Here is a 20,364-nt window from a genome sequence, read left to right on the forward strand (position 1 = left end):
AATGATGTATTTCACGGATAAACTAAAAATAAGGCTGATGAATTAGCTAATAACTATCAGTTATGGAAAGATACAGACTAGAAAACCCTAGAAAATGCTTGTTTTAAGTGTTACGCTATAGGCGAATTAGGGAAATGAGTAGAGGGGTGTTTTTGGAGCATGAAAAAGAAATTATTTATAACACGTAAATTTCCTACACATATTGTTGAACCATTACAGGAGTTTTATGAAATCTCACAGTGGGAAGAAGAAGACCTGGTTATTCCACGAGACAAATTGCTAGCAGCTGTCGCTGACTGTGAGGTGCTATGGGTAACGATAGCCGATCAAGTAGATGAAGAGTTACTTTCACATGCACCCAATTTGAAATTAGTGACCAATTTAGCAGTTGGCTATAATAATATTGATGTGAAAGCTTTACGGAAACAAGGCATTATGGCGACAAATACACCAGGTGTCTTAACCAATACGACTGCGGATTTAGTATTTGGCTTACTGCTTGCAACTGCACGTAGAATTCCAGAAAGTGAAAGATATTTACGTGAGGGCAAATGGAAAAGCTGGTATCCAATGCAGCTGGTTGGTAAGGATGTATCAGGAGCAACAATAGGAATTATTGGCATGGGGCGAATTGGCCAAGCTGTTGCTAGAAGAGCAAAAGGTTTTGATATGAAAATCTTATATAATAATCGCAGACGTCGGCATGAAGCAGAAGAAATGTATGGCTTCCAGTATGTTTCATTGGAAGACCTTTTAAAGCAATCTGATTTTGTTGTGATTATGACACCTTATAATACTGATACGGAAGGACTCATTGGGGCACAGGAACTAGCTTTGATGAAGGAAGATGCTGTATTAATAAATGCTTCCCGTGGTGGGATCATTGATGAGGCTGCCCTGTATGATGCTTTGAAAAATGGTAAGCTGTGGGCTGCGGGGCTAGATGTTTTTGAACAAGAGCCGATTGCTATGAATCATCCTTTATTAACTCTTCCAAATGTAGTAGCCCTTCCACATATCGGTAGCGCTTCGTTAACAACGAGAACGGCCATGCTGATGCTAAATGTGAAAGCATTAACGGCTTATGGACAAGGCAAGGCACTCTCCAATCGAATTGATTAAAAAAGAGGGGCATATCATTTGCTGATATGCTACACATGTTGAAAAAAGACATTGGCAATAGTAGGAAAAACTTTTTGCAAGGTGTGGGATTGATTTCCGTTCCGCCAGTATACTTTCCAGGGGCCGTCCGATGAGCCGCTTCACTTACTAAGTTTGCTCTAAATTGTTCTTTCAAAAAGTCGAATAATTTCTTAATAACAAAACATGACAAATAGAAAAACCGAACTATTCCGAAACACTTTATAAGCGTTTCATTGAATAGTTCGGAATTTTTGTTGGTTGAAACATGTTTATTCCAGCCTCATGTTTTCTTATTTATTGAATAAATCGAATATGCCACCGATGCCGCCTTCACCTTTAGATTGACCGCCTCCACCTTGCGAAATAGGTGCTGCTGCAAAGACACGACTTGCTAAACGGCTAAATGGTAATGATTGTACCCACACAGTCCCTGGGCCGCGTAGTGTAGCAAAGAAGATTCCTTCTCCACCAAATAGTGCAGTTTTTACGCCTCCAACCATCTCGATATTGTAATCTACATTTGATGTCATCGCCACTAAACATCCTGTATCTACACGTAGCACTTCTCCCGGCTGTAACGTTTTTTCGTGAATCGCTCCACCTGCATGTACAAATGCCATACCGTCTCCCTCAAGCTTTTGCATAATAAAGCCTTCACCGCCGAAGAAGCCTACACCGATTTTTTTCTGAAACTCAACGCCAACAGAAACACCTTTAGCTGCTGCTAAGAATGCATCCTTTTGACAAATGATTTTACCGTTCAATTGGCTTAAATCCATTGGAATAATCTTACCTGGGTATGGTGAAGCGAAATAAACATGCTTTTTACCTGTGCCAACATTTGTGAATGTCGTCATGAATAAACTTTCACCAGTAATTAGTCGTTTTCCAGCACCAAATAATTTCCCCATTAGACCACTTTGTGAGCTACCTCGTGAGCCATCACCAAAAATAGTTTCCATATGGATCGAGTCATCCATCATCATTAAAGCTCCTGCTTCTGCAACAACTGTTTCTTGAGGATCAAGCTCAACTTGCACATATTGCATGTCGTCACCAAATAACTTGTAGTCAATTTCATGATTATTCATTAAGGGATTCCTCCAAAAGTAAATTTAATGATATTGTATACGATTATAAATCACATTAGTTTCAATAGGAAATTAAATATTTTAGAAAAAAAGGGAATTAGTTAGAAAATGTCGAATATAAAAAACTAGAATGTGTATTATTTATTTTCATATAACGAAGGGTATTGTGAATATACATAACCTTAAGTGGCTTCTAAATTTAGAAGTCATCCTCTATATGGAGGTAATGACGTTAGGTGAAAATAAAGCCTCTGGTAGTTGTCACCGATTATTAGTTAAATGCTAGTATGACCAGGTATATTGCATCTAGAAAATTCGGAATATTGACATATTTCGTTCTGTTACAGACGCTGTACCAATGGAATACAACTGGTACAACAGCCGAGGCATCACAGAGTATTTCAGGGGGTGTATGTAGTGGAGATTAAAAACTATATTGGCGGTAAATGGATCACACATTCACATTTACAAAGTATAGCAGTGACGAACCCTGCAAATGGTGAGCAGCTTGCTACCATACCACGTTCTACTTCAAATGAGGTAGATGAGGCTGTAGCTGCTGCCAAACAAGCACAAAAGAGCTGGGCACTTGTACCAGCGCCAAAGCGTGCAGACTATTTATATGCCATCGGTCACAAAATGAAAGAGAAGAAAGAATATTTGGCGACCGTTTTAACAAAAGAGATGGGCAAGGTAATTGAAGAGGCTAGGGGAGAAGTGCAAGAAGGAATTGATATGGCTTATTATATGGCTGGTGAGGGTCGAAGATTGTTTGGCGAAACTACACCATCGGAGCTTGCCAATAAATTTGCCATGAGTGTAAGGGCACCGATTGGTGTGGTGGCACTCATTACACCTTGGAATTTCCCTGTTGCCATTGCAACGTGGAAGTCATTTCCTGCCATTGTTGCAGGGAATACATTTATTTGGAAACCATCGAATGAGACACCGATGATGGCCTATGAAATGGGTAAAATTTTTGAAGAAGTGTGCTTACCAGATGGAGTCGCTAATATTGTGTTTGGTACAGGGCCTACAGTAGGGACAGCGTTAATTGAACACCCTGATGTCAAGGTTATTTCCTTTACTGGTTCTACGACAACGGGTAGTAAAGTAGCCGAGCTTGGCGGTAAGCACTTGAAAAAGATTTCTTTAGAAATGGGTGGGAAAAATGCTGTCATTGTCATGGATGACGCCGATTTACAGCTAGCCACAGAAGGAATTTTATGGAGTGCATTTGGTACTGCCGGGCAAAGGTGTACAGCATGTAGCCGAGTCATTGTGCATAAGGATGTAAAAGAACAATTAGAAAAGCGTCTCTTAGATGAAATGCAAAAGCTAACAATTGGTGATGGTCTAGAAAAGGACGTTAAAATCGGGCCAGTGATTAATAAAGCCGCATTGGAAAAAATTAATCACTATGTGCAAATAGGCAAACAAGAGGGAGCCACATTATTAGCGGGGGGCAGAATATTAAATGAACCACCTTACGATAAAGGATTCTATTATGAGCCAACTCTGTTTACAAATGTGAAGCCTGACATGATTATTGCCCAAGAGGAAATATTTGGCCCAGTCGTTTCTATCATTGAAGTAGCAAGCTTGGAAGAAGCAATTGAAGTAAATAATGGTGTGAAGTTTGGCTTATCTAGCTCCATTTTCTCACAAGATGTAAATACAATTTTCCGCGCACAACGTGATTTGGACACAGGTATTGTTTATGTAAATGCCGGCACAACAGGTGCTGAAATCCATTTGCCATTTGGAGGCACAAAAGGGACTGGTAATGGACACCGTGATTCAGGTGTAGCGGCCCTAGATGTTTACACAGAATGGAAGAGTATTTATGTAGACTACAGCGGTAAATTACAAAGAGCACAAATCGATACAGAGTAACAGATCAACGAAAGGGGATGTTCTTGATGAAAGTTGTTGTATTAGGTGCAGGTTTAATGGGTAAAGAGGTAGCTCGTGATTTAATAAAAAATGATAAAGTGGAGAGTGTGTTTTTAGGGGATATCGATGTAAAAGTAGCACAGGATTTTGTAGATACGCTAGACTCTAATAAAGTGGAGGTTGTGGAGCTTCATGCAGAGCGTGATGATTCATTAATGGACGTTATGTCTAAGGGTGACGTTGTCGTCAATGCGCTATTTTATTCGTTCAATGAGCGAGTAGCGAGAGCAGCGATTGAGGCAGGCGTACATTCCGTAGATTTAGGCGGTCATATTGGTGGTGTGACAGAGAAGATATTAGATCTTCATGAGGAAGCAAAAGCAAAAGGTGTCACAATCATTCCGGACTTAGGTGTTGCGCCAGGTATGATTAATATTCTTGCTGGCTATGGTGCATCGAAATTAGATGATGTCGATTCTATTAAACTATTTGTAGGTGGTATTCCAACTGATCCAAAGCCTCCACTTCATTATACACGTGTGTTTTCTTTAGATGGCGTATTCGATCATTATACAGAGCCTTCCAAAACGATTCAGAAGGGCAAGCTTGAAGAAGTTCCATCCCTGTCAGGCGTTGAACCTATTTATTTTGATGACTTCGGTGTGCTAGAGGCATTTTATACATCTGGTGGCATTTCCACATTGTATAAGACATTCCCCAATGTCCGCACATTAGAATATAAAACGATCCGCTATAAAGGTCACGCAGAGAAATTTAAGCTTTTAGCTGACTTAGGATTCCTTGATTCCACTAATAAGGTAGAAGTTGATAATCAAGAAGTACCTGTTCGTGCCGTTGTACGAGAGGCACTTAAAAAGAAGCTTGAACTGGGCACAAAACCAGATGCTGTACTGTTACGTGTCATTGTTGCTGGTGAAAAAGCACAACAGCAGGTAACGTATGAATATGAAATGGTCGTACGTAAGGATATGACAATTAATGAAACAGCCATGGCTCGTGCTACTGCCAATACCATTTCTGTTGTAGCGCAGATGATAGGAGCGGGTGCTATTACAGAGCATGGTGTATTTCCACCTGAAGCAATAGTTCCTGGTGATACGTATATTGAAGAGATGGCTAAACGTGGCGTGGTGATTAAAGAGACATCACATAAGTCTGCTATGATCGTGAAATGGTAGGTGCTAACCATGAATTTTGAAATGTCCACTGAACAGGAAATGCTACGAAAAACGGTAAGACAGTTTGTTGATGAAGAAATCATTCCCTACATTGCAAAATGGGATGCTGATGGAGGCTTTGATGCTAAAATTTGGTCAAGGCTTGCTGAGTTAGGCTTAATGGGTGTTTGTGTTCCTGAACAATACGGTGGTAGTGGTATGGATTATAATGCTCTTGCCATCGTATGTGAGGAACTTGAACGGGGAGATACAGCATTTCGCACAGCTGTATCTGTCCACACGGGCTTAAATAGCATGACCTTAATGCAGTGGGGTACTGAAGAGCAAAAGCAGCGCTACCTTGTTCCGCAGGCTAAAGGTGTTCGTATTGGAGCATTTGGACTTACAGAACCGGGCGCTGGGTCTGATGTAGCTGCCATGTCAACAACAGCTGTCCGTGATGGCGATTATTATATCCTCAATGGGCAGAAAACGTGGATTTCCTTATGTGATATCGCAGATCATTTTCTCGTTTTTGCCTATACAGACAAATCGAAGAAACATCATGGAATTAGTGCGTTCATTGTAGAACGTTCGATGGCTGGCTTTACGTCAAAAGCGATTAAAGGAAAATATGGTATTCGTGCTGGTAATACAGGTGAGCTCTTTTTTGAAGATTTACGTGTGCCAGTTGAAAACCGACTTGGTGAAGAGGGTGAAGGCTTCAAAATTGCCATGTCTGCGCTTGATAATGGTCGATTTACAGTAGCGGCAGGTGCCGTTGGTTTAATCCAAGCTTGTATAGAAGCTAGCGTAAAATATTGTCATGAACGGGAGACATTTGGTAAGCCTATTGGAGAGCACCAGCTTGTTGGACAAATGATTGCTAATATGGAAGCCGGCTATCAAATGAGTCGTCTTCTTGTCTATCGCGTAGGTGAACTGAAAAATAAAGGTGTTCGAAATACTCGCGAGACATCCTTAGCAAAGTGGCAAGCGTGTGACTTTGCCAATAAGGCTGCTGATGATGCAGTACAAATTCATGGTGCATACGGCTATTCAGATGAATATCCAGTTGCCCGTTATTTACGAAACTCAAAAGCACCCGTTATTTATGAAGGAACCCGTGAAATTCATACCATTATGCAGGCTGATTATGTATTAGGAAGACGTCGAGATAAGCCATTATCAAAAATGTTGCCGAAATGGCCGTTCGAAGAATAAACGAGGGGGAGCGTTCCCCCTTGTTTTTTTGTGAGGTCATTGCCTACATAAAAAAAATCAGAAAAATGTAACTTTCCGATTTTTTGTTAGTCTAATGGATAAACAAGTAAATGAAAGAGAGGAAAAATGATGAAAAACAAATGGTTGGTAATTATGTTGATAATCGTTGTAGCTATCGTGCCTGGCGTTTTCACATGGATGGTGAATACGGATGTGACTGCAAAGGCCGCTAGCACCAGCATGGCTGCACAAAGCTGGCAAGCATCTTTTTCAGTAGCTTTAAAGAAAAACAAGATTACAGAGGACTATGTCTTTATTACAACGGCAAAAGGCCAAAAAGTGCCTGCAACAATTGAATTATTAGAAGATCAAAAAACAATAGTGGTCAAGAAGTTAGCACCAGGAAATTATCAATTACATGTGAAAAAGGAAGCCTTCGCACAAAGGGGGCTGAATGTCTCTTCACAGACGATTTCATTTACTATTATTGAAACGTTAACAGCCGTCAAATCTGAAAAAGAGCTCCAGCAATATTTTAAAAAGCTGTTAACGACTCAAAGAGTTGGATGGGGAGAGGAAGAGAAAGCTGAAAGTACAGCAAGTGAAGATAAAGCCACTGCTAATAACGAGTCTACAACCAATAACCAAGTAGACGGTGTAGAAGAGGGTGATGTTGTTGTCGTAAAAGACGGCTTTATTTACAGTGTAAAAGATCAGGGCATTACGGTTGTCAATGCTAAAGATCCTAAGCATTTGAAGTTAGCGACAAGCATTAAACTAAAAGAGTCACAATATATTTCTAAGCTTGCACTATATGACAATCTATTAATTGCCATTGGGGATGAATATATTGAAAAGGCTGGTACAGCCATGGTAACAGCCTCATTTTATGATATTTCGAATCCAGGCAATCCAAAGCATGTACGTCATGTTGGGCAAGAAGGCTTTTTACAGGATATTCGTATTACGAAGGACACATTATATATAATTGGTAATATGTATCCGAATTATTGGATGCTGCAAGAAGACAAAAAAGCCGAATTAAAGCCTAAAACATTTGATAGTGTAGCAGGATCAGCGTACACAAGCCTACCTTTAGAAAAAATCTCTATATTACCCAATACAATGGATGGTACCTATAGTTTAATTACAGCTGTCGATTTAAAAAATGGAGCTAAGACAACAGCCAATACAAAAGGGTATTTAGGTGGAAGTAGTGGTCTTTATATGTCAGAAAATGCCCTATATTTAACGACACCAATTTATGAAAATAATCAGGCCGCTCCATCCAATAAACGAGTTATGGATATGATTTGGCTACCTAGGTCAGCAGACACTCAGATTTTTAAGTGGAATGTAGATGGAACGACTTTAAATTTTGCTGGAAGTACAGAAGTAAAGGGAACTGTCTTAAATCAGTATTCAATGGACGAATACAAAGGTAATTTCCGAATCTTTACAACCGAGGGCAATACGTGGGATGAGAAAAGTACTTCCTATAATCACCTCTTTATTTTAGATGAACATTTAAAACCACTTGGTTCTGTAAAGGATATGGCGCCTGGAGAAAAAATATATTCTGCTCGTTTTATGGGAGAAAAAGCATATGTAGTGACATTTAAACAAGTAGATCCACTGTTTGTCATTGATGTAGCAAATCCAAAAAAGCCAGCAGTATTAGGGGAATTGAAGATTCCAGGCTTCAGTAATTACTTACATCCAATAGATGAAACACATTTAATGGGCATTGGTTATGATACGGAGCAACGCTATGATGCTTATACAAAACGTAATTTTACGGTGACAACCAATATGAAGATGTCACTATTTGATGTGTCAGACTTCAGTAACCCAAAGGAACAATCGACAGTAAAAATCGGTGGGAAAGGCTCTTACTCTGATGTGCAATATAATCCGAAAGCGCTATTCCGCAATAAGGAGTTCAATTATTTTGGCTTCCCAGTAGTACTGTATGATGCAGGTAAGGGTGATGAGATTGTGTACCAAGGTCATGGTGCTCAAATTTATGAAATTACTGCTGATAAAGGGATTGTTTTAAAAGGAAATATAATCAATCGTAATACTAATGAGCCATATGAAAATTGGGAGCAGGTTGTACAACGAGTAGTCTATATAGATGATGCTCTTTATACAATAGCGCGTAACGAGGTAAAGAGCTATCAGCTAAATGACTTCAAGCCTTTAGATACATTAACAATAAAATAATAAGAAAAGTCCAATGAATTCGTTTAAAAATTCATTGGACTTTTTCATTGAATATATGAAAAGGGTTCATACTATTGACGATATGGTAGTATTTCTGATACCGTTACGAATTCATAACCTTGCTCCTGTAAATAGGCAAGGACAGCATCAAGTCCATCTGCAGTAGATTGATGTATATCGTGCATTAGGACAATGGCATTATTGTGCAAATTATTTTTTACATGTGGCAATAATTGCTGTGCATTGCGATGCTTCCAATCCAATGTATCAATCGACCATAGCACTACAGGTATAGGGATCTCGGCATTAATCGTGTCATTAGTTGCACCATAAGGTGGTCTGAAAACTGTAGCACCATGATTAATTGCCTTTTCTATTTCATTGGCTGTAGTATTGTACTCTTTCATCACTTGCTCTTGTGTAAGCTTTGTTAAGACAGGGTGGTTCCACGAATGATTGCCAATTTCATGGCCCCGCGCCAACACATCTCTTGCAATATCAGGATAATATTGTACTCGACTACCGAGCATAAAGAAGGTTGCTTTTGCGTGATACTTATCGAGAATGTTTAAAATTTGTTCCGTCACTTTTGGATGTGGACCATCATCAAATGTTAATGCAATACGTTTCTTATTCGGATCACCTGTAGGCGGTGGATTTGTTGGTTTTACATTTTCCATAGCAATTTGAAACTCAGAGGCTAACAATGGGTTAATAAGTGAAAGGGGTAGTTTCACTATTGGGGCACCTGCTGCTCCGCTAGCAATCTCATATTCATTGAAATAGAATTGTAATGAATCGTCGACAATAGCAAAGCGATTGAAGTTAGACCATTTTGGCTCTGTAGCTTTCAGTAATTCATCAGTGAAAAGCTCATCCTTTATTTGAAGGTTTTTCTGCAAATCCTTTCGTACATTGGCAGCTAACGTTGACAAGTTGTTCTCGTCATTTTGTAGAAGGGTTTGAATTGTAATTTGCTCGCCCGTTTCGTTATTAATAAAGAATGTTTTCGTTGAGACTTCATGATTAGCTCCACCAAGGTACTCCATTTTTGTTAGAACAAAGGAATAATAATGCTCTCGGTATGGAAATGTTTCAAGACTAATATTTAATTCACCCATAGCTTCTTTATCTTTATTTTTTTTCATAGATGCTAGATAGTTTTCTTTTGAATCCGATATGTATTGTAATACGGCGTCATTAAAAACTTTGTTATCTGTTTGTGGGTAATGTATAGCAAATGGTGTTCGTTTATCATTAGAAACGTCTGTAACAATACGTATGCCTGGAAACGCAGAACTTTCAGTCGATAAATTACTATTGACCGATTCTGTCTTAGGTTCTTCTTTTGAAGCACTAATCTTTTGAAACTTAAATTCATCCTTTGATAGGATAATAACTAGTATAACTGTTGTTAAGGTTACAATAAGGCCCAGTAATAAAAAATCAATTATTGGACCGCGTTTTTTTCTGCGTTCCTGCATGGTGTTGGATACGCTCCCCTCTTTTTTATTCTCTATACAATCAGACGTGTTAATCATTAAAAAAGTTATACAAATTACTGATCTTTTAATGTTAATTTATAGTAATTATTTTAAATCGGCTATCCTTCTATAGGGTATCAATCGAATGTTGTTGTACTTCTTTTAAAGTGGTTGTAAAATACCTACTAAAATAGAAAAAAACATGCTCAATAATTGTTAATTCATGAAAATTAAATTGAAAGAAAGCTAACTGTTTATGCTGAAATTTTCAGTTGAGTTTTTATTGGCAGTTCGATAATATTGGCAAGGAACCTTTTGAAGGAGGCAGATAGCTGTAATGGTCTTACAAGAAGCGGATAATGAACTTACGATTGACTGTTTGTTGCTTGCAGGGCGTATTATGATTGAAAGTGGAGCAGAAACATATCGTGTGGAGGATACGATGCTGCGGATGGCACATACTCAAAATATGCCAGATGCTCAATGTTATGCCACACCAACTGGAATCATTTTTTCGTTAGGCAAGACACAGCCGACGCGAATTACATCAATTTCCAGCAGGGTTACAGATTTACAAAAAATAGCCTTGGTAAATTCAGTATCTCGGAGACTCACATCTCACATCATAACATTAGAAGAAGCTTATGACGAGTTAAAGTCGATACAAAAAACAAATTATTTTTTACCAACTTATTTACAAGTTTTGTCAGCCGCACTTGCAAGTGGGTGTTTCCTGATTATGTTTAAGGGAGGATGGTCAGATTTTCCGGTAGCTTGTATAGCGGGTGGGATGGGTTTTCTAGTACTTGTGATGATCAATCATTTAACAAGGGTGAAGTTTTTCTCTGAATTTACGGCATCACTTGTTCTCGGCTTTGTGGCCTTCTTAGCAGTAAAGTATGGTTATGGAACTGAACTTGATAAAATTATCATTAGTTCTGTCATGCCACTTGTACCAGGTATTTTGATTACCAATGCTGTTCGTGATTTAATGGCGGGTCATTTTATGTCAGGGATGGCAAAGGGAGCAGAGGCCTTTTTAACAGCCTTTGCAATCGGTGCAGCAATTGCCGTCACGCTAGGATTTTAGGAGGCGGACAATATGCAGATGATGGACATTCTTATACAATTAATTGTTAGTTTTTTTGCGACAGCTGGGATCGCTATTCTTTTTAATGTTCCTAGAAAAACATTACTTCATTGTGGTCTTGTTGGAGTAATTGGCTGGATTATCTATTACGTTTTAACAGAGCAAGGAATGGATGTTGTCAAAGCTTCTTTCTTTGGCTCGTTTGTCATTGCCATAGTTGCCCATTTGTATGCGCGACGTTTTAAAATACCAATGATTATTTTTATCGTTGGTGGAATTATTCCGTTGGTGCCAGGGGGGATGGCATATAATGCCATGCGAAATGTTGTAGAGGACGATTACTTACAAGGCTTACAGTATGGCCTAAAGGCATTTTTAATTACAGGTGCAATTGTGATCGGTCTAGTCTTTGCGGAAGTAATTATTCAACTTATTTTCCGTTCAGTCCGTTCAAGTAAAGTAAAATTACAAAAGGTCTATAAAAAATAAAAGGAGGCTGCGTTAAGATAAACGCAGCCTCCTTAATTACTTATTATTTTTTACTAAGCAATACTTCAATTTCATCTGGTGTAACAGGCTTACTAATATAATAGCCTTGAATGGCGTCACAACCATATGTGATTAATAGGTCTGCTTGCTCAGCCGTTTCGACACCCTCGGCTACAACTTTCAGTTCCATAGATTTACCAAGTTGCACCATACCATGCATAAGCTTTTGGCTCTTTTCAGATTTTAATAGAGAATTCGTAAACGTTTGATCAATTTTTAGTGTATCAATCGGTAAAATTTGCATATATCTAAATGATCCATAGCCAGTTCCAAAATCATCTAATACGAAAGAGATGCCTTCGTTTTCAAGCTTGCGCATTTGCTGTGCGATAGATGTGGCAGCTTCCGCCTCTAAAGCAAATTTTTCAGTAATTTCAATTTGTAGTAGATTTGCTGGACAACCTGTTTTTGCGAGCACTTCAAGTATGGATTTTGCCATATTTTTATCGCGGAATTCGCGAACAGAAGAGTTAATAGATACTTTTAAATCATGACCCGCCTTTTTCCAAAGTAATGCCTGCTCACAAGCTTTTTCTAGCATAAAGGAACCGATATTATTAATAAGGCCTGTTTCTTCCGCAATCGGAATTAATTCATCAGGCGCAACAACGCCAATTACCTCGTCTTCCCATCTTACAAGTGCTTCAACAGCTGTAATTTTACCAGAATAAACATCAATTTGTGGCTGATAAAGTACCTTTAAATTCTTTTGATCAAGTGCTTGAAGTAAACGTTTTTCAATTAAAGCTTTACGATTTAAAGCTTTATGTGTTGCTGTTGATAGGGAAACAACTTTGTCCCCACCAGCCTCACGCACTGTTGAAATGGTAGCAATTGAGGCTTTCATAAGTTGAGAGAATGTTGTTTGGTCTTCTGGATATCTTGTAATGCCACCACTAATAGAAATTGGTACAGCAATATTGCCGCTATAAATAGGGTGCTGTTGTAAGTAAGATAAGAACCCTTGAATAAACCACTCACTTAAAGGGGTAATGACAACAAAATCATTTTCATTTATACGAGCCATTGTGCTATCTTGGAAATACATTTTTATTCGATTTGTAAATTCAATAATAAGGCTTTGATCGATTTGTTGGTCATGTAATTCTTTTAAAGTATAAAATTTATCAATACTTAGATAAACAAAAGAAAAATGTCTTTGTTCTTCAATCATATTGGTAATGACTTTTTCAAGTCGATGTGCATTCATCAGCCCAGTTTCTGTATCGATATAAGCTATTTTTTCTAGCTGATGTTGAATGGTTTTCGATTTAGTAATATCTTTTTCAATTAAGATAAATTGTTGTTCATTTGTTTCGAGATTAAAAGTAGGAATGGCTGTTAACAATACCCAATAGGATTGGCCTATTTTCGTGATTTTTTCAACTTCGCCTTGCCACGTATGACCATTGTGTAAATTACGCCATATCGTATTTGTGACTTTTTCGCTCGCTTCATTATCCGGGAATAACTGCCAGAATGTTTTGCCGATTACACGCTTTGGCGTCCATTGACTTGTCTTTAAAAATTCATTATTACATTCTAAGATAAATCCATCGTGATCGAGTGTGACAGTCATGAATGTAGCATCTAAACCTGACTTGATATTAACAAATGTACTGCAATGTGAAACAGCATTCGTCATTAATTCTGGTAGCATAAAGATTAGTAGAATAAAACGTTCTCCTTCTTCTGTATAAGGCTTCGCTAACAGGGCTGTCGTTATTTCTGTGTTTGACGTTGTGTATACTTGAATTTTATCTAAATACGTACTGTCCTCATTTTGTAAAATAGACTGAAATGTTTCTACAGGAAGCTGACGTAGTAGATTTTCGAGTATAGATGGAGTAGTATTTCCTTTAATATCATCGGCTGACAATCCAATCAGATGTTCTGCGCTCTTTCCCCAGATAGTCGCTTGTCCATCTTGATTTATGATAATTGCAGGAAAAGGAAGTGAATTTAAATAATGTTCATCAATCGTAAATGATTTATGCATATGACTCATGATTTTTCGATCTCCTTGGGTAATCAATATATACTAATATTATAGTTAATTATCGGGAATTAGTCATTATGAATATAATTGTAAATATTTGATAATGAAAAAAATTAGGACTTTTCTCGTGATGTGTAAGAAAAGATTTGAAGAAAAGTAACAATTTTTAGTACGTATATAGGAAGCAGGATTGGTATGGAACGTTTAAAAGGAATATTATTTATTGTCTCGGGTGCTATGTTATGGGGAGCAACTGGTCCTTTGATGGAGTGGCTACTTAACCATACACCATTGACCGTCTCCTTTATGTTAACAGTCCGTTTATCGGTTGCAGGTATATTACTACTTACATATTTATTGTTAACAGGTAAAAATATTTTTAGTATTTGGCAGCACAAACTCTGGGGTAGACAGCTCATTATTTTTGGTATTGCAGGGATGCTAGGTGTACAATTTGCTTTTGTTGCTGCTATAAATGAAAGCAACGCAGTACTTGCGACCTTACTACAATTTTTAGCACCCATTTTTGTTGTGGCATATGTCTCTCTTAGTTTAAAGAAATGGCCACCAAAATATCAAGTATTAGGGATTATTGGTACCCTTGTAGGGTTATTTCTATTACTAACGAACGCTTCGTTTGAAAGTTTACTTATTAGTCCAAAAGCCTTGCTTTGGGGTATAGCAGTAGGCTTAACATTTGCATTTTACACACTGTATCCTGCACGCTTAATGAAGGAGTGGAGTGTGCTATTAGTAGTTGGCTGGGGCATGCTGGTAGGTGGCTTAACATTAGGCTTAGTGAGCCGTGTGTGGCAGTCCAACCAATGGGTTGTTTTAACAGATTTTAAGATACTTATGTTAGTCGTTGCATTAATATTTTTTGGAACAGTAGCCTTTATTCTGTTTTTAAGTAGTATGAAATATATTACAGCAGTGGAGACGAGTATCCTTTCCAGTATTGAACCATTAACAGCAATGGTTATTTCAGTCATTGTATTCGGTACATCTTTAGGTTTTTGGCAATTAATAGGTGTTTTCATTATGCTTGTTTGTGTAACCTGGCTTTCGATAGCGGGTGAAAGAGCATAAATATACTATTGGGTTAGGAATTTTTAACTAGCTTTATATTTTATCTCTGACAAGGGGGAAAGAATGTGAAAGAAGTTTTTTCCTATGTAAGGCCATATAAATGGACTGCCATTTTTGCTTTATGTTTAATGCTTTTAGAATTATTTGTGGAGCTTGTACAGCCACTCATTATGGCGAAAATAATTGACGAAGGTGTACGAGCCCAAAATCAAGGGATGATTTTGCAATGGGGAGCTGTTTTACTTGCACTATCAATCGTTGCCTTTATAGCGGGAGTCATTAACTCTTACTTCTCCTCTCATACAGCACAAAGCTTTTCATATGATTTACGAAATGCCATGTTTGATAAAATTCAATCCTTTACGCTAGCAACCTATCAAAAATTTTCCACAGCATCGCTCATTACTAGATTAACGAATGATGTCACACAGGTACAAACGGTACTGTTTATGAGCTTGCGTATTATGCTGCGAGCACCGCTTGCTGTTATAGGAAGTATTGTAATGGCCTTTGTTGTAAATGCCAAATTGGCGCTGTTTTTAGTGATAGGCGCACCCATTATCTTTATTTTTCTTATTTTTATGGTGGCGAAGGGTGTGTCTTATTTTGGACGTGTACAGAAGAGGGTAGATCGTTTAAATAGGGTATTACAGGAGAATTTACAGGCAATTCGTTTAGTGAAGGCCTATTTACGTGGAGCATATGAGGCTACACGCTTCGATGAAGTTGCTTCACGCTTAAAAATTGATACAGTAAAGGCTTTACGCATTATGGAATATATTATGCCTGTTCTATTATTCATCATGAACATGAGCTTGCTTGCCGTTTTATGGTTTGGTACAAAGCAAATTGCCACAGGGACAACGCCACTTGGCGATATTGTAGCTATTGTCAATTATGCCATGCGTATGACCGGCTCGTTTTCAATGTTTGCGTTTATTATTATTTTTTATGCGCGTGCAAAGGCCTCCGCAGAACGTATGGCAGAAGTACTATCTATGGAAAATGAGGTGGAGGATATTTCCCACTCAGAAGAAGTAGATAGCACAATGCAATATGGAGAGTTAACCTTTGAACATGTTTGTTTTACCTATCCAGGAGGAGATGCTCCCGTCCTATCAGATGTGAGTTTTCAAGTGAGGTCAGGAGAAAAATTAGCGATTATGGGGGCAACAGGTGCTGGAAAGTCAACATTGTTACAGCTAATTCCGCGCTTTTATGAAGTAACGCAAGGAAGAATTCTTGTAGAAGGGCAGGATGTTCAGGACTGGGAATTGCAGGAGCTACGTGAAATCATTGGTTATGTCCCTCAGCAATCATTATTGTTTACTGGAAGTATTGCAGATAATGTACGTTGGGGAGATACTCAGGCTGAAATGGATGCTGTACTACAGGCTACAATGCAGGCACAAATACATGCATCTGTGGAGGATTTCCCAAATGGTTACGACACTAAGGTTGGACAAAAAGGTGTTAATTTATCAGGAGGCCAAAAACAAAGACTATCTATTGCTAGAGCTCTTTTGAGAAAGGGGCATATTTTAATGCTTGATGATAGTACAAGTGCTTTAGATGTTAAAACTGAACAGTCTTTGTGGGAGGCATTAAGTGAAGAGAAGGCAACAATGCTTGTTGTCACGCAAAAAATTCGCACAGCTAAAGGTGCAGACCGTATTTTACTGATCGATGCTGGAAAAGTGGTTGCATATGGTACACATGAAGAGCTTTTACAAACTTCAACGCTCTATAAAAAAATTGCAATCTCTCAACAGGAGGTGGAGGATTAATGGGGTTTTTCCAAAAACCTTTTGGCTATGAGCCCATTTTGACTAAAGATGATCTGAAGCAAACTGTGAAGAAAAAGAAAGGGCCTCGTGCAGCAGATTGGAAAAGTACATTGTTTCGACTATGGAAAATTGTCGACGAACAACGCACACTCCTCATTGTGGTTCTTTTACTAGTGATGCTCAGTTCAATTTTAGCTTTAGTTGGTCCTTATTTAATCGGTCAAATGATTGATAATTATGTTATGCATGGCAAGCTCTCAGGTTTAGGTAAGTGGATTGGTGTATTAATTGGTATTTATATTCTGTTAGCTGTTTCACTTTTTCTACAAAACTATTGGATGATTGGTATTGCTCAGCAGACTATTTATAGATTACGAACAAGTGTATTTGCTCATTTTCAACGACTGCCAGTTGCGTTCTTTGATCGTCGCCAACATGGTGAACTGATGAGTCGTATGACGAATGATATTGAAGCTGTCAGCTCTACATTAAATAGCTCCTTTATCCAAGTGTTTTCAAGTGTACTTACGCTTGGAGGAACCGTCATTATTATGCTTAGTTTAAGCCCCTTGCTGACAGTGCTGACGATGACAATTATTCCGCTGATGTTTTGGGCGATGCGCTGGATTACACGGCGTACAGCACCCTTATTTAAAGAGCAGCAAGTAGCTATTGGCGCTTTGAATGGGATGATAGAGGAAACAATTTCAGGGCAGCGGATTGTGAAAGCTTTCTCACAAGAAGAGCGTATGAAAGCAGAGTTTCGAGAAAAAAGCTCGCGATTAAGAAGAACCGGTTTTTGGGCACAGACTTACTCGGGTTATATTCCTAAAGTCATGAACTTTTTAAATAATATGAGCTTTACAATTGTTGCAGGTATAGGAGGAGTACTCGCGCTATATGGGCATGTGTCGATAGGGGTTATTGTTATATTCACTGAATATGCACGACAATTTACACGTCCTTTAAATGATTTAGCAAACCAGTTCAATACGGTACTATCAGCCATTGCTGGTGCAGAGCGCGTATTTGCCTTGCTTGATGAACAACCAGAGGCAGAAACCGTTTCAGCACAAAAGCATCAGTTATTGGGGCATGTGGCGTTTAAGCATGTGTATTTTAAATATGAGCTGGAAGAAGAAGCTTACACACTAAAGAATGTTAATTTTAAAGTAGAACCTGGACAAACGGTAGCCCTTGTTGGTGCGACTGGAGCTGGGAAAACAACAATCCTCCAACTGATTGCAAGGTTTTATGAGGTAACAAAGGGTGAGGTATTATTTGATGGCATAAATGTACAGCAAATAGATCGTCAATCCCTTCGCTCACAGATGGCTTTTGTATTGCAGGACCCCTTTTTATTTGAGGCTTCTGTTCGTGAAAATATCCGATATGGTCGACTGGATGCAAGTGATGCAGAGATTGAGAAAGCTGCCAAGCAAGCGAATGCTCATGACTTTATCATGAAGCTCAAAGATGGCTATGATACGATTCTTGCAGCGGATGGGCGCGAGATATCACAAGGTCAGAAGCAGTTACTCTCTATAGCAAGGGCGCTTATTGCTGATCCGAAAATTTTACTTTTGGATGAGGCGACAAGCAGTATCGATACTGTGACGGAAATGGCGATACAAGAGGCGCTTGATACGTTAATGCAGGGTCGCACTAGTTTTGTTATTGCCCATCGATTAAACACTGTGCATAATGCCGATATGATTTTAGTTATGCAAAAAGGTGAGTTAGTTGAAGCTGGGCCTCAGCAAAAACTAATTGAATCGGGTGGCCTTTATGCGCAAATGCTTCAGTCCTCCTCGCATCATCTTGAGGAATAGATGAAAAAGGTGATATCAACGGCAGAAACAGCCATTTTGAAAGCCAAGGGATTGATTGTCGTTTCGCCAGCGTCCTTGCCAGGGGCGTCTGATGAGCCGCTTTACTCCAAGTAATCGTGTGCAAAAGTGCCTTACCCTTATCTTTCAAACGAGCCGTAGTGAACAAAATAGCCTATTATTTGTATGATACGAGAAAGGATAGCCTCTTATTTTCAATGTGGAGAAGTGGTGAGTGACAACAACCCTCTATAAAGAGTAGTGGACACCTTCACTTTATTTAAAAATCTTTGCTAAAAAGAGCAGTAGCGGAGGAAGCGGCTCACAGGGAAGCAAGTAGCCTGCTACGTTAATCCATTTTCACCTTTCACAAAAATTCTATGGATGGTTTACGATGAGAAGAGTAATTTCATGTGAAATTACTCTTTTTTCGTTAAATTGAAATGTTATTAATTTGAATAAATAGTATAATATTATAAAAAAGATATCAAATAGGAGTTTCTGTATAGTTTAAAAGTAACTGTGTAAAAAAGATTAATTATCTCTCATTTTGAGAAATTAGCATAATATTTTATATCTATAATTTCTAGTAAATTTCAGTCATTTTCATGAATTTTTATAGTATAAATCCTTTTATTATTCTGTTTTTTGAAGTAAAATTTTGATTAATAGTGGGTATTTATATATTTTGTTGCCAGTTTATTTTTATTCTTGCTACAATAGGGCAATAGTCTGACACAGGAACGGAGTAAAAGATGAATATTTCAGTGATGACAGTGTCTTTTCCATTAGATGGAGAAACATTGAAAGAAGTAAAACTATTATGTGAAGAAGCAACCATTCATGATTATCGAGTATATGAAACCATTATGAGTGTACCAATGGCTAGCTCTTTTGAGTCAAAGGGCTTTATGGTACTAGCATATGAGGATGAACAGGATCTGTTAGTAGGTGCTGCTAGTGCCATTGATTTGATGGGACTCCATACATATGAATGGTCATTAGTAGTGACACCTGCATATCGACAGAAGGGTATTGGAGCTGCATTAGTTGAGGGTATACAAGTTGGCTTAGCAGATAGAGGAGCGGAGGGGCAATTAGCTGTAGTAATTGATGGCTCTCCTTATGGACATACATTTATTGAAAATAAAGGTTATGCTTATAGCTTTTCAGAAGCAACATTAGAAACAAAAGCAGAACCAGTAACATTACAAACGGATATTAGTATTCAACCTTATGCTGGTGAGCAGGGAGAACTGATTGCCATCTATAGTGAAGCTTTTGGTGATTTACCCGAAGAATCAGAGGAACTCATTGCCTTTAATACATCTACAAACGGACGAAAGCTTTGGGTTGCTTATCGAGATGGCCTTGTTGTTGGAACTGTGACGACTGCTCAGGAAAATGAAATCCAATGGGTAACAGCACTTGCTGTTCATCCAAATTGTGAAGGACAAGGTGTTGGAACAGCATTGCTTTCTTTTTCAAAGGATTACGCGAGCAAAGTTGGTGCGAAATTTGTTATGCTCGATGTAGAAATTGACAATAAAAAAGCATTATCTGTCTATGAAAAGGCAGGTTTTATGAAGGCACAGCAAATCGATTATTATGTAAAACAGTAGGAAAAAAGGGCGAGGAGTGGTATTTAACATCAACTTCTCGCCCGTTTTTATCATAAATACCTACTATCTTCATATAGTATTAATAAGCTTTAAGAAAGGAGTCGTGATCATGCGCATGCCAGCATTGCCAAAAAAGAAGTCTCCTCCAAAGGAAGCC

14 protein-coding genes are annotated in these 20,364 nt (G+C 38.4%); 11 read left to right on the plus strand and 3 right to left on the minus strand.

Annotation, left to right across the window (positions count from 1 at the left end):
- The first annotated feature begins 159 nt into the window (after nucleotides 1-159).
- Nucleotides 160-1,122: a D-glycerate dehydrogenase gene (locus V6670_RS01915; protein WP_338652341.1), complete on the plus strand. Its 963-nt coding sequence runs from the start codon at nucleotides 160-162 to the stop codon at nucleotides 1,120-1,122.
- 311 nt (nucleotides 1,123-1,433) lie between these two features.
- Here V6670_RS01915 and V6670_RS01920 read toward each other — a convergent pair whose 3' ends face one another.
- Complete coding sequence (locus V6670_RS01920) at nucleotides 1,434-2,234, minus strand: TIGR00266 family protein (protein ID WP_141905149.1); 801 nt, start codon at nucleotides 2,232-2,234, stop codon at nucleotides 1,434-1,436.
- Nucleotides 2,235-2,651: 417 nt separating this feature from the next.
- On the opposite strand from V6670_RS01920, the gene V6670_RS01925 reads away from it, so the two are divergent.
- The 4 genes from V6670_RS01925 to V6670_RS01940 all read left to right on the plus strand — a co-directional run bounded on the left by V6670_RS01925 (nucleotide 2,652) and on the right by V6670_RS01940 (nucleotide 8,758).
- The gene (locus tag V6670_RS01925) at nucleotides 2,652-4,130 is read left to right on the plus strand and encodes an aldehyde dehydrogenase family protein (RefSeq protein ID WP_338652342.1); all 1,479 of its coding nucleotides are present in this window, start codon (nucleotides 2,652-2,654) and stop codon (nucleotides 4,128-4,130) included.
- 26 nt (nucleotides 4,131-4,156) lie between these two features.
- Nucleotides 4,157-5,329 (plus strand): saccharopine dehydrogenase C-terminal domain-containing protein, encoded by a 1,173-nt coding sequence (locus tag V6670_RS01930; protein WP_036117720.1) that lies wholly within the window; start codon nucleotides 4,157-4,159, stop codon nucleotides 5,327-5,329.
- 9 nt (nucleotides 5,330-5,338) lie between these two features.
- Nucleotides 5,339-6,532: an acyl-CoA dehydrogenase family protein gene (locus V6670_RS01935; RefSeq protein ID WP_141905147.1), complete on the plus strand. Its 1,194-nt coding sequence runs from the start codon at nucleotides 5,339-5,341 to the stop codon at nucleotides 6,530-6,532.
- A gap of 126 nt (nucleotides 6,533-6,658) precedes the next feature.
- Entirely contained in the window at nucleotides 6,659-8,758 is a 2,100-nt protein-coding gene (locus V6670_RS01940; RefSeq protein ID WP_338652343.1) for a beta-propeller domain-containing protein, read from the plus strand.
- A 71-nt stretch (nucleotides 8,759-8,829) separates the two neighbouring features.
- On the opposite strand, the gene V6670_RS01945 is transcribed toward V6670_RS01940, so the two are convergent.
- Entirely contained in the window at nucleotides 8,830-10,242 is a 1,413-nt protein-coding gene (locus V6670_RS01945; protein WP_338652344.1) for a polysaccharide deacetylase family protein, read from the minus strand.
- Nucleotides 10,243-10,579: 337 nt separating this feature from the next.
- On the opposite strand from V6670_RS01945, the gene V6670_RS01950 reads away from it, so the two are divergent.
- Complete coding sequence (locus V6670_RS01950) at nucleotides 10,580-11,332, plus strand: threonine/serine exporter family protein (RefSeq protein WP_036117711.1); 753 nt, start codon at nucleotides 10,580-10,582, stop codon at nucleotides 11,330-11,332.
- Nucleotides 11,333-11,353: 21 nt separating this feature from the next.
- The gene (locus V6670_RS01955; protein WP_170829849.1) at nucleotides 11,354-11,821 is read left to right on the plus strand and encodes a threonine/serine exporter family protein; all 468 of its coding nucleotides are present in this window, start codon (nucleotides 11,354-11,356) and stop codon (nucleotides 11,819-11,821) included.
- 43 nt (nucleotides 11,822-11,864) lie between these two features.
- On the opposite strand, the gene V6670_RS01960 is transcribed toward V6670_RS01955, so the two are convergent.
- Entirely contained in the window at nucleotides 11,865-13,889 is a 2,025-nt protein-coding gene (locus tag V6670_RS01960) for an EAL domain-containing protein (protein ID WP_338652345.1), read from the minus strand.
- A gap of 186 nt (nucleotides 13,890-14,075) precedes the next feature.
- Here V6670_RS01960 and V6670_RS01965 point away from each other — a divergent pair, with 186 nt between their 5' ends.
- The 4 genes from V6670_RS01965 to V6670_RS01980 all read left to right on the plus strand — a co-directional run bounded on the left by V6670_RS01965 (nucleotide 14,076) and on the right by V6670_RS01980 (nucleotide 20,207).
- Complete coding sequence (locus tag V6670_RS01965) at nucleotides 14,076-14,969, plus strand: EamA family transporter (protein WP_338652346.1); 894 nt, start codon at nucleotides 14,076-14,078, stop codon at nucleotides 14,967-14,969.
- A 65-nt stretch (nucleotides 14,970-15,034) separates the two neighbouring features.
- Nucleotides 15,035-16,756 carry an ABC transporter ATP-binding protein gene (locus tag V6670_RS01970; protein ID WP_141905142.1) on the plus strand — a complete coding sequence of 574 codons (1,722 nt, stop codon included), beginning with the start codon at nucleotides 15,035-15,037 and terminating at the stop codon, nucleotides 16,754-16,756.
- A complete protein-coding gene (locus tag V6670_RS01975) occupies nucleotides 16,756-18,588 on the plus strand; it encodes an ABC transporter ATP-binding protein (protein WP_141905141.1) in 1,833 nt (610 codons plus the stop codon). Before V6670_RS01970 ends, V6670_RS01975 begins: the two co-directional genes overlap by 1 nt.
- Before the next feature lie 767 nt (nucleotides 18,589-19,355).
- Complete coding sequence (locus V6670_RS01980; RefSeq protein ID WP_338652347.1) at nucleotides 19,356-20,207, plus strand: GNAT family N-acetyltransferase; 852 nt, start codon at nucleotides 19,356-19,358, stop codon at nucleotides 20,205-20,207.
- Nucleotides 20,208-20,364 lie beyond the last annotated feature (157 nt).

The organism is Lysinibacillus sp. Y5S-8, from assembly GCF_036894365.1.
Classification (GTDB): domain Bacteria; phylum Bacillota; class Bacilli; order Bacillales_A; family Planococcaceae; genus Lysinibacillus; species Lysinibacillus fusiformis_D.

Bases quoted from the DNA above. Each gene is read 5' to 3' on its own strand.
- V6670_RS01915 (WP_338652341.1), top strand. From the start codon at position 160: ATGAAAAAGAAATTATTTATAACACGTAAATTTCCTACACATATTGTT.
- V6670_RS01930 (WP_036117720.1), top strand. From the start codon at position 4,157: ATGAAAGTTGTTGTATTAGGTGCAGGTTTAATGGGTAAAGAGGTAGCT.
- V6670_RS01955 (WP_170829849.1), top strand. From the start codon at position 11,354: ATGGACATTCTTATACAATTAATTGTTAGTTTTTTTGCGACAGCTGGG.
- V6670_RS01980 (WP_338652347.1), top strand. From the start codon at position 19,356: ATGACAGTGTCTTTTCCATTAGATGGAGAAACATTGAAAGAAGTAAAA.
- V6670_RS01975 (WP_141905141.1), top strand. From the start codon at position 16,756: ATGGGGTTTTTCCAAAAACCTTTTGGCTATGAGCCCATTTTGACTAAA.
- V6670_RS01945 (WP_338652344.1), bottom strand. From the start codon at position 10,242: ATGCAGGAACGCAGAAAAAAACGCGGTCCAATAATTGATTTTTTATTA.
- V6670_RS01960 (WP_338652345.1), bottom strand. From the start codon at position 13,889: ATGAGTCATATGCATAAATCATTTACGATTGATGAACATTATTTAAAT.
- V6670_RS01950 (WP_036117711.1), top strand. From the start codon at position 10,580: ATGGTCTTACAAGAAGCGGATAATGAACTTACGATTGACTGTTTGTTG.
- V6670_RS01965 (WP_338652346.1), top strand. From the start codon at position 14,076: ATGGAACGTTTAAAAGGAATATTATTTATTGTCTCGGGTGCTATGTTA.
- V6670_RS01920 (WP_141905149.1), bottom strand. From the start codon at position 2,234: ATGAATAATCATGAAATTGACTACAAGTTATTTGGTGACGACATGCAA.
- V6670_RS01935 (WP_141905147.1), top strand. From the start codon at position 5,339: ATGAATTTTGAAATGTCCACTGAACAGGAAATGCTACGAAAAACGGTA.
- V6670_RS01940 (WP_338652343.1), top strand. From the start codon at position 6,659: ATGATGAAAAACAAATGGTTGGTAATTATGTTGATAATCGTTGTAGCT.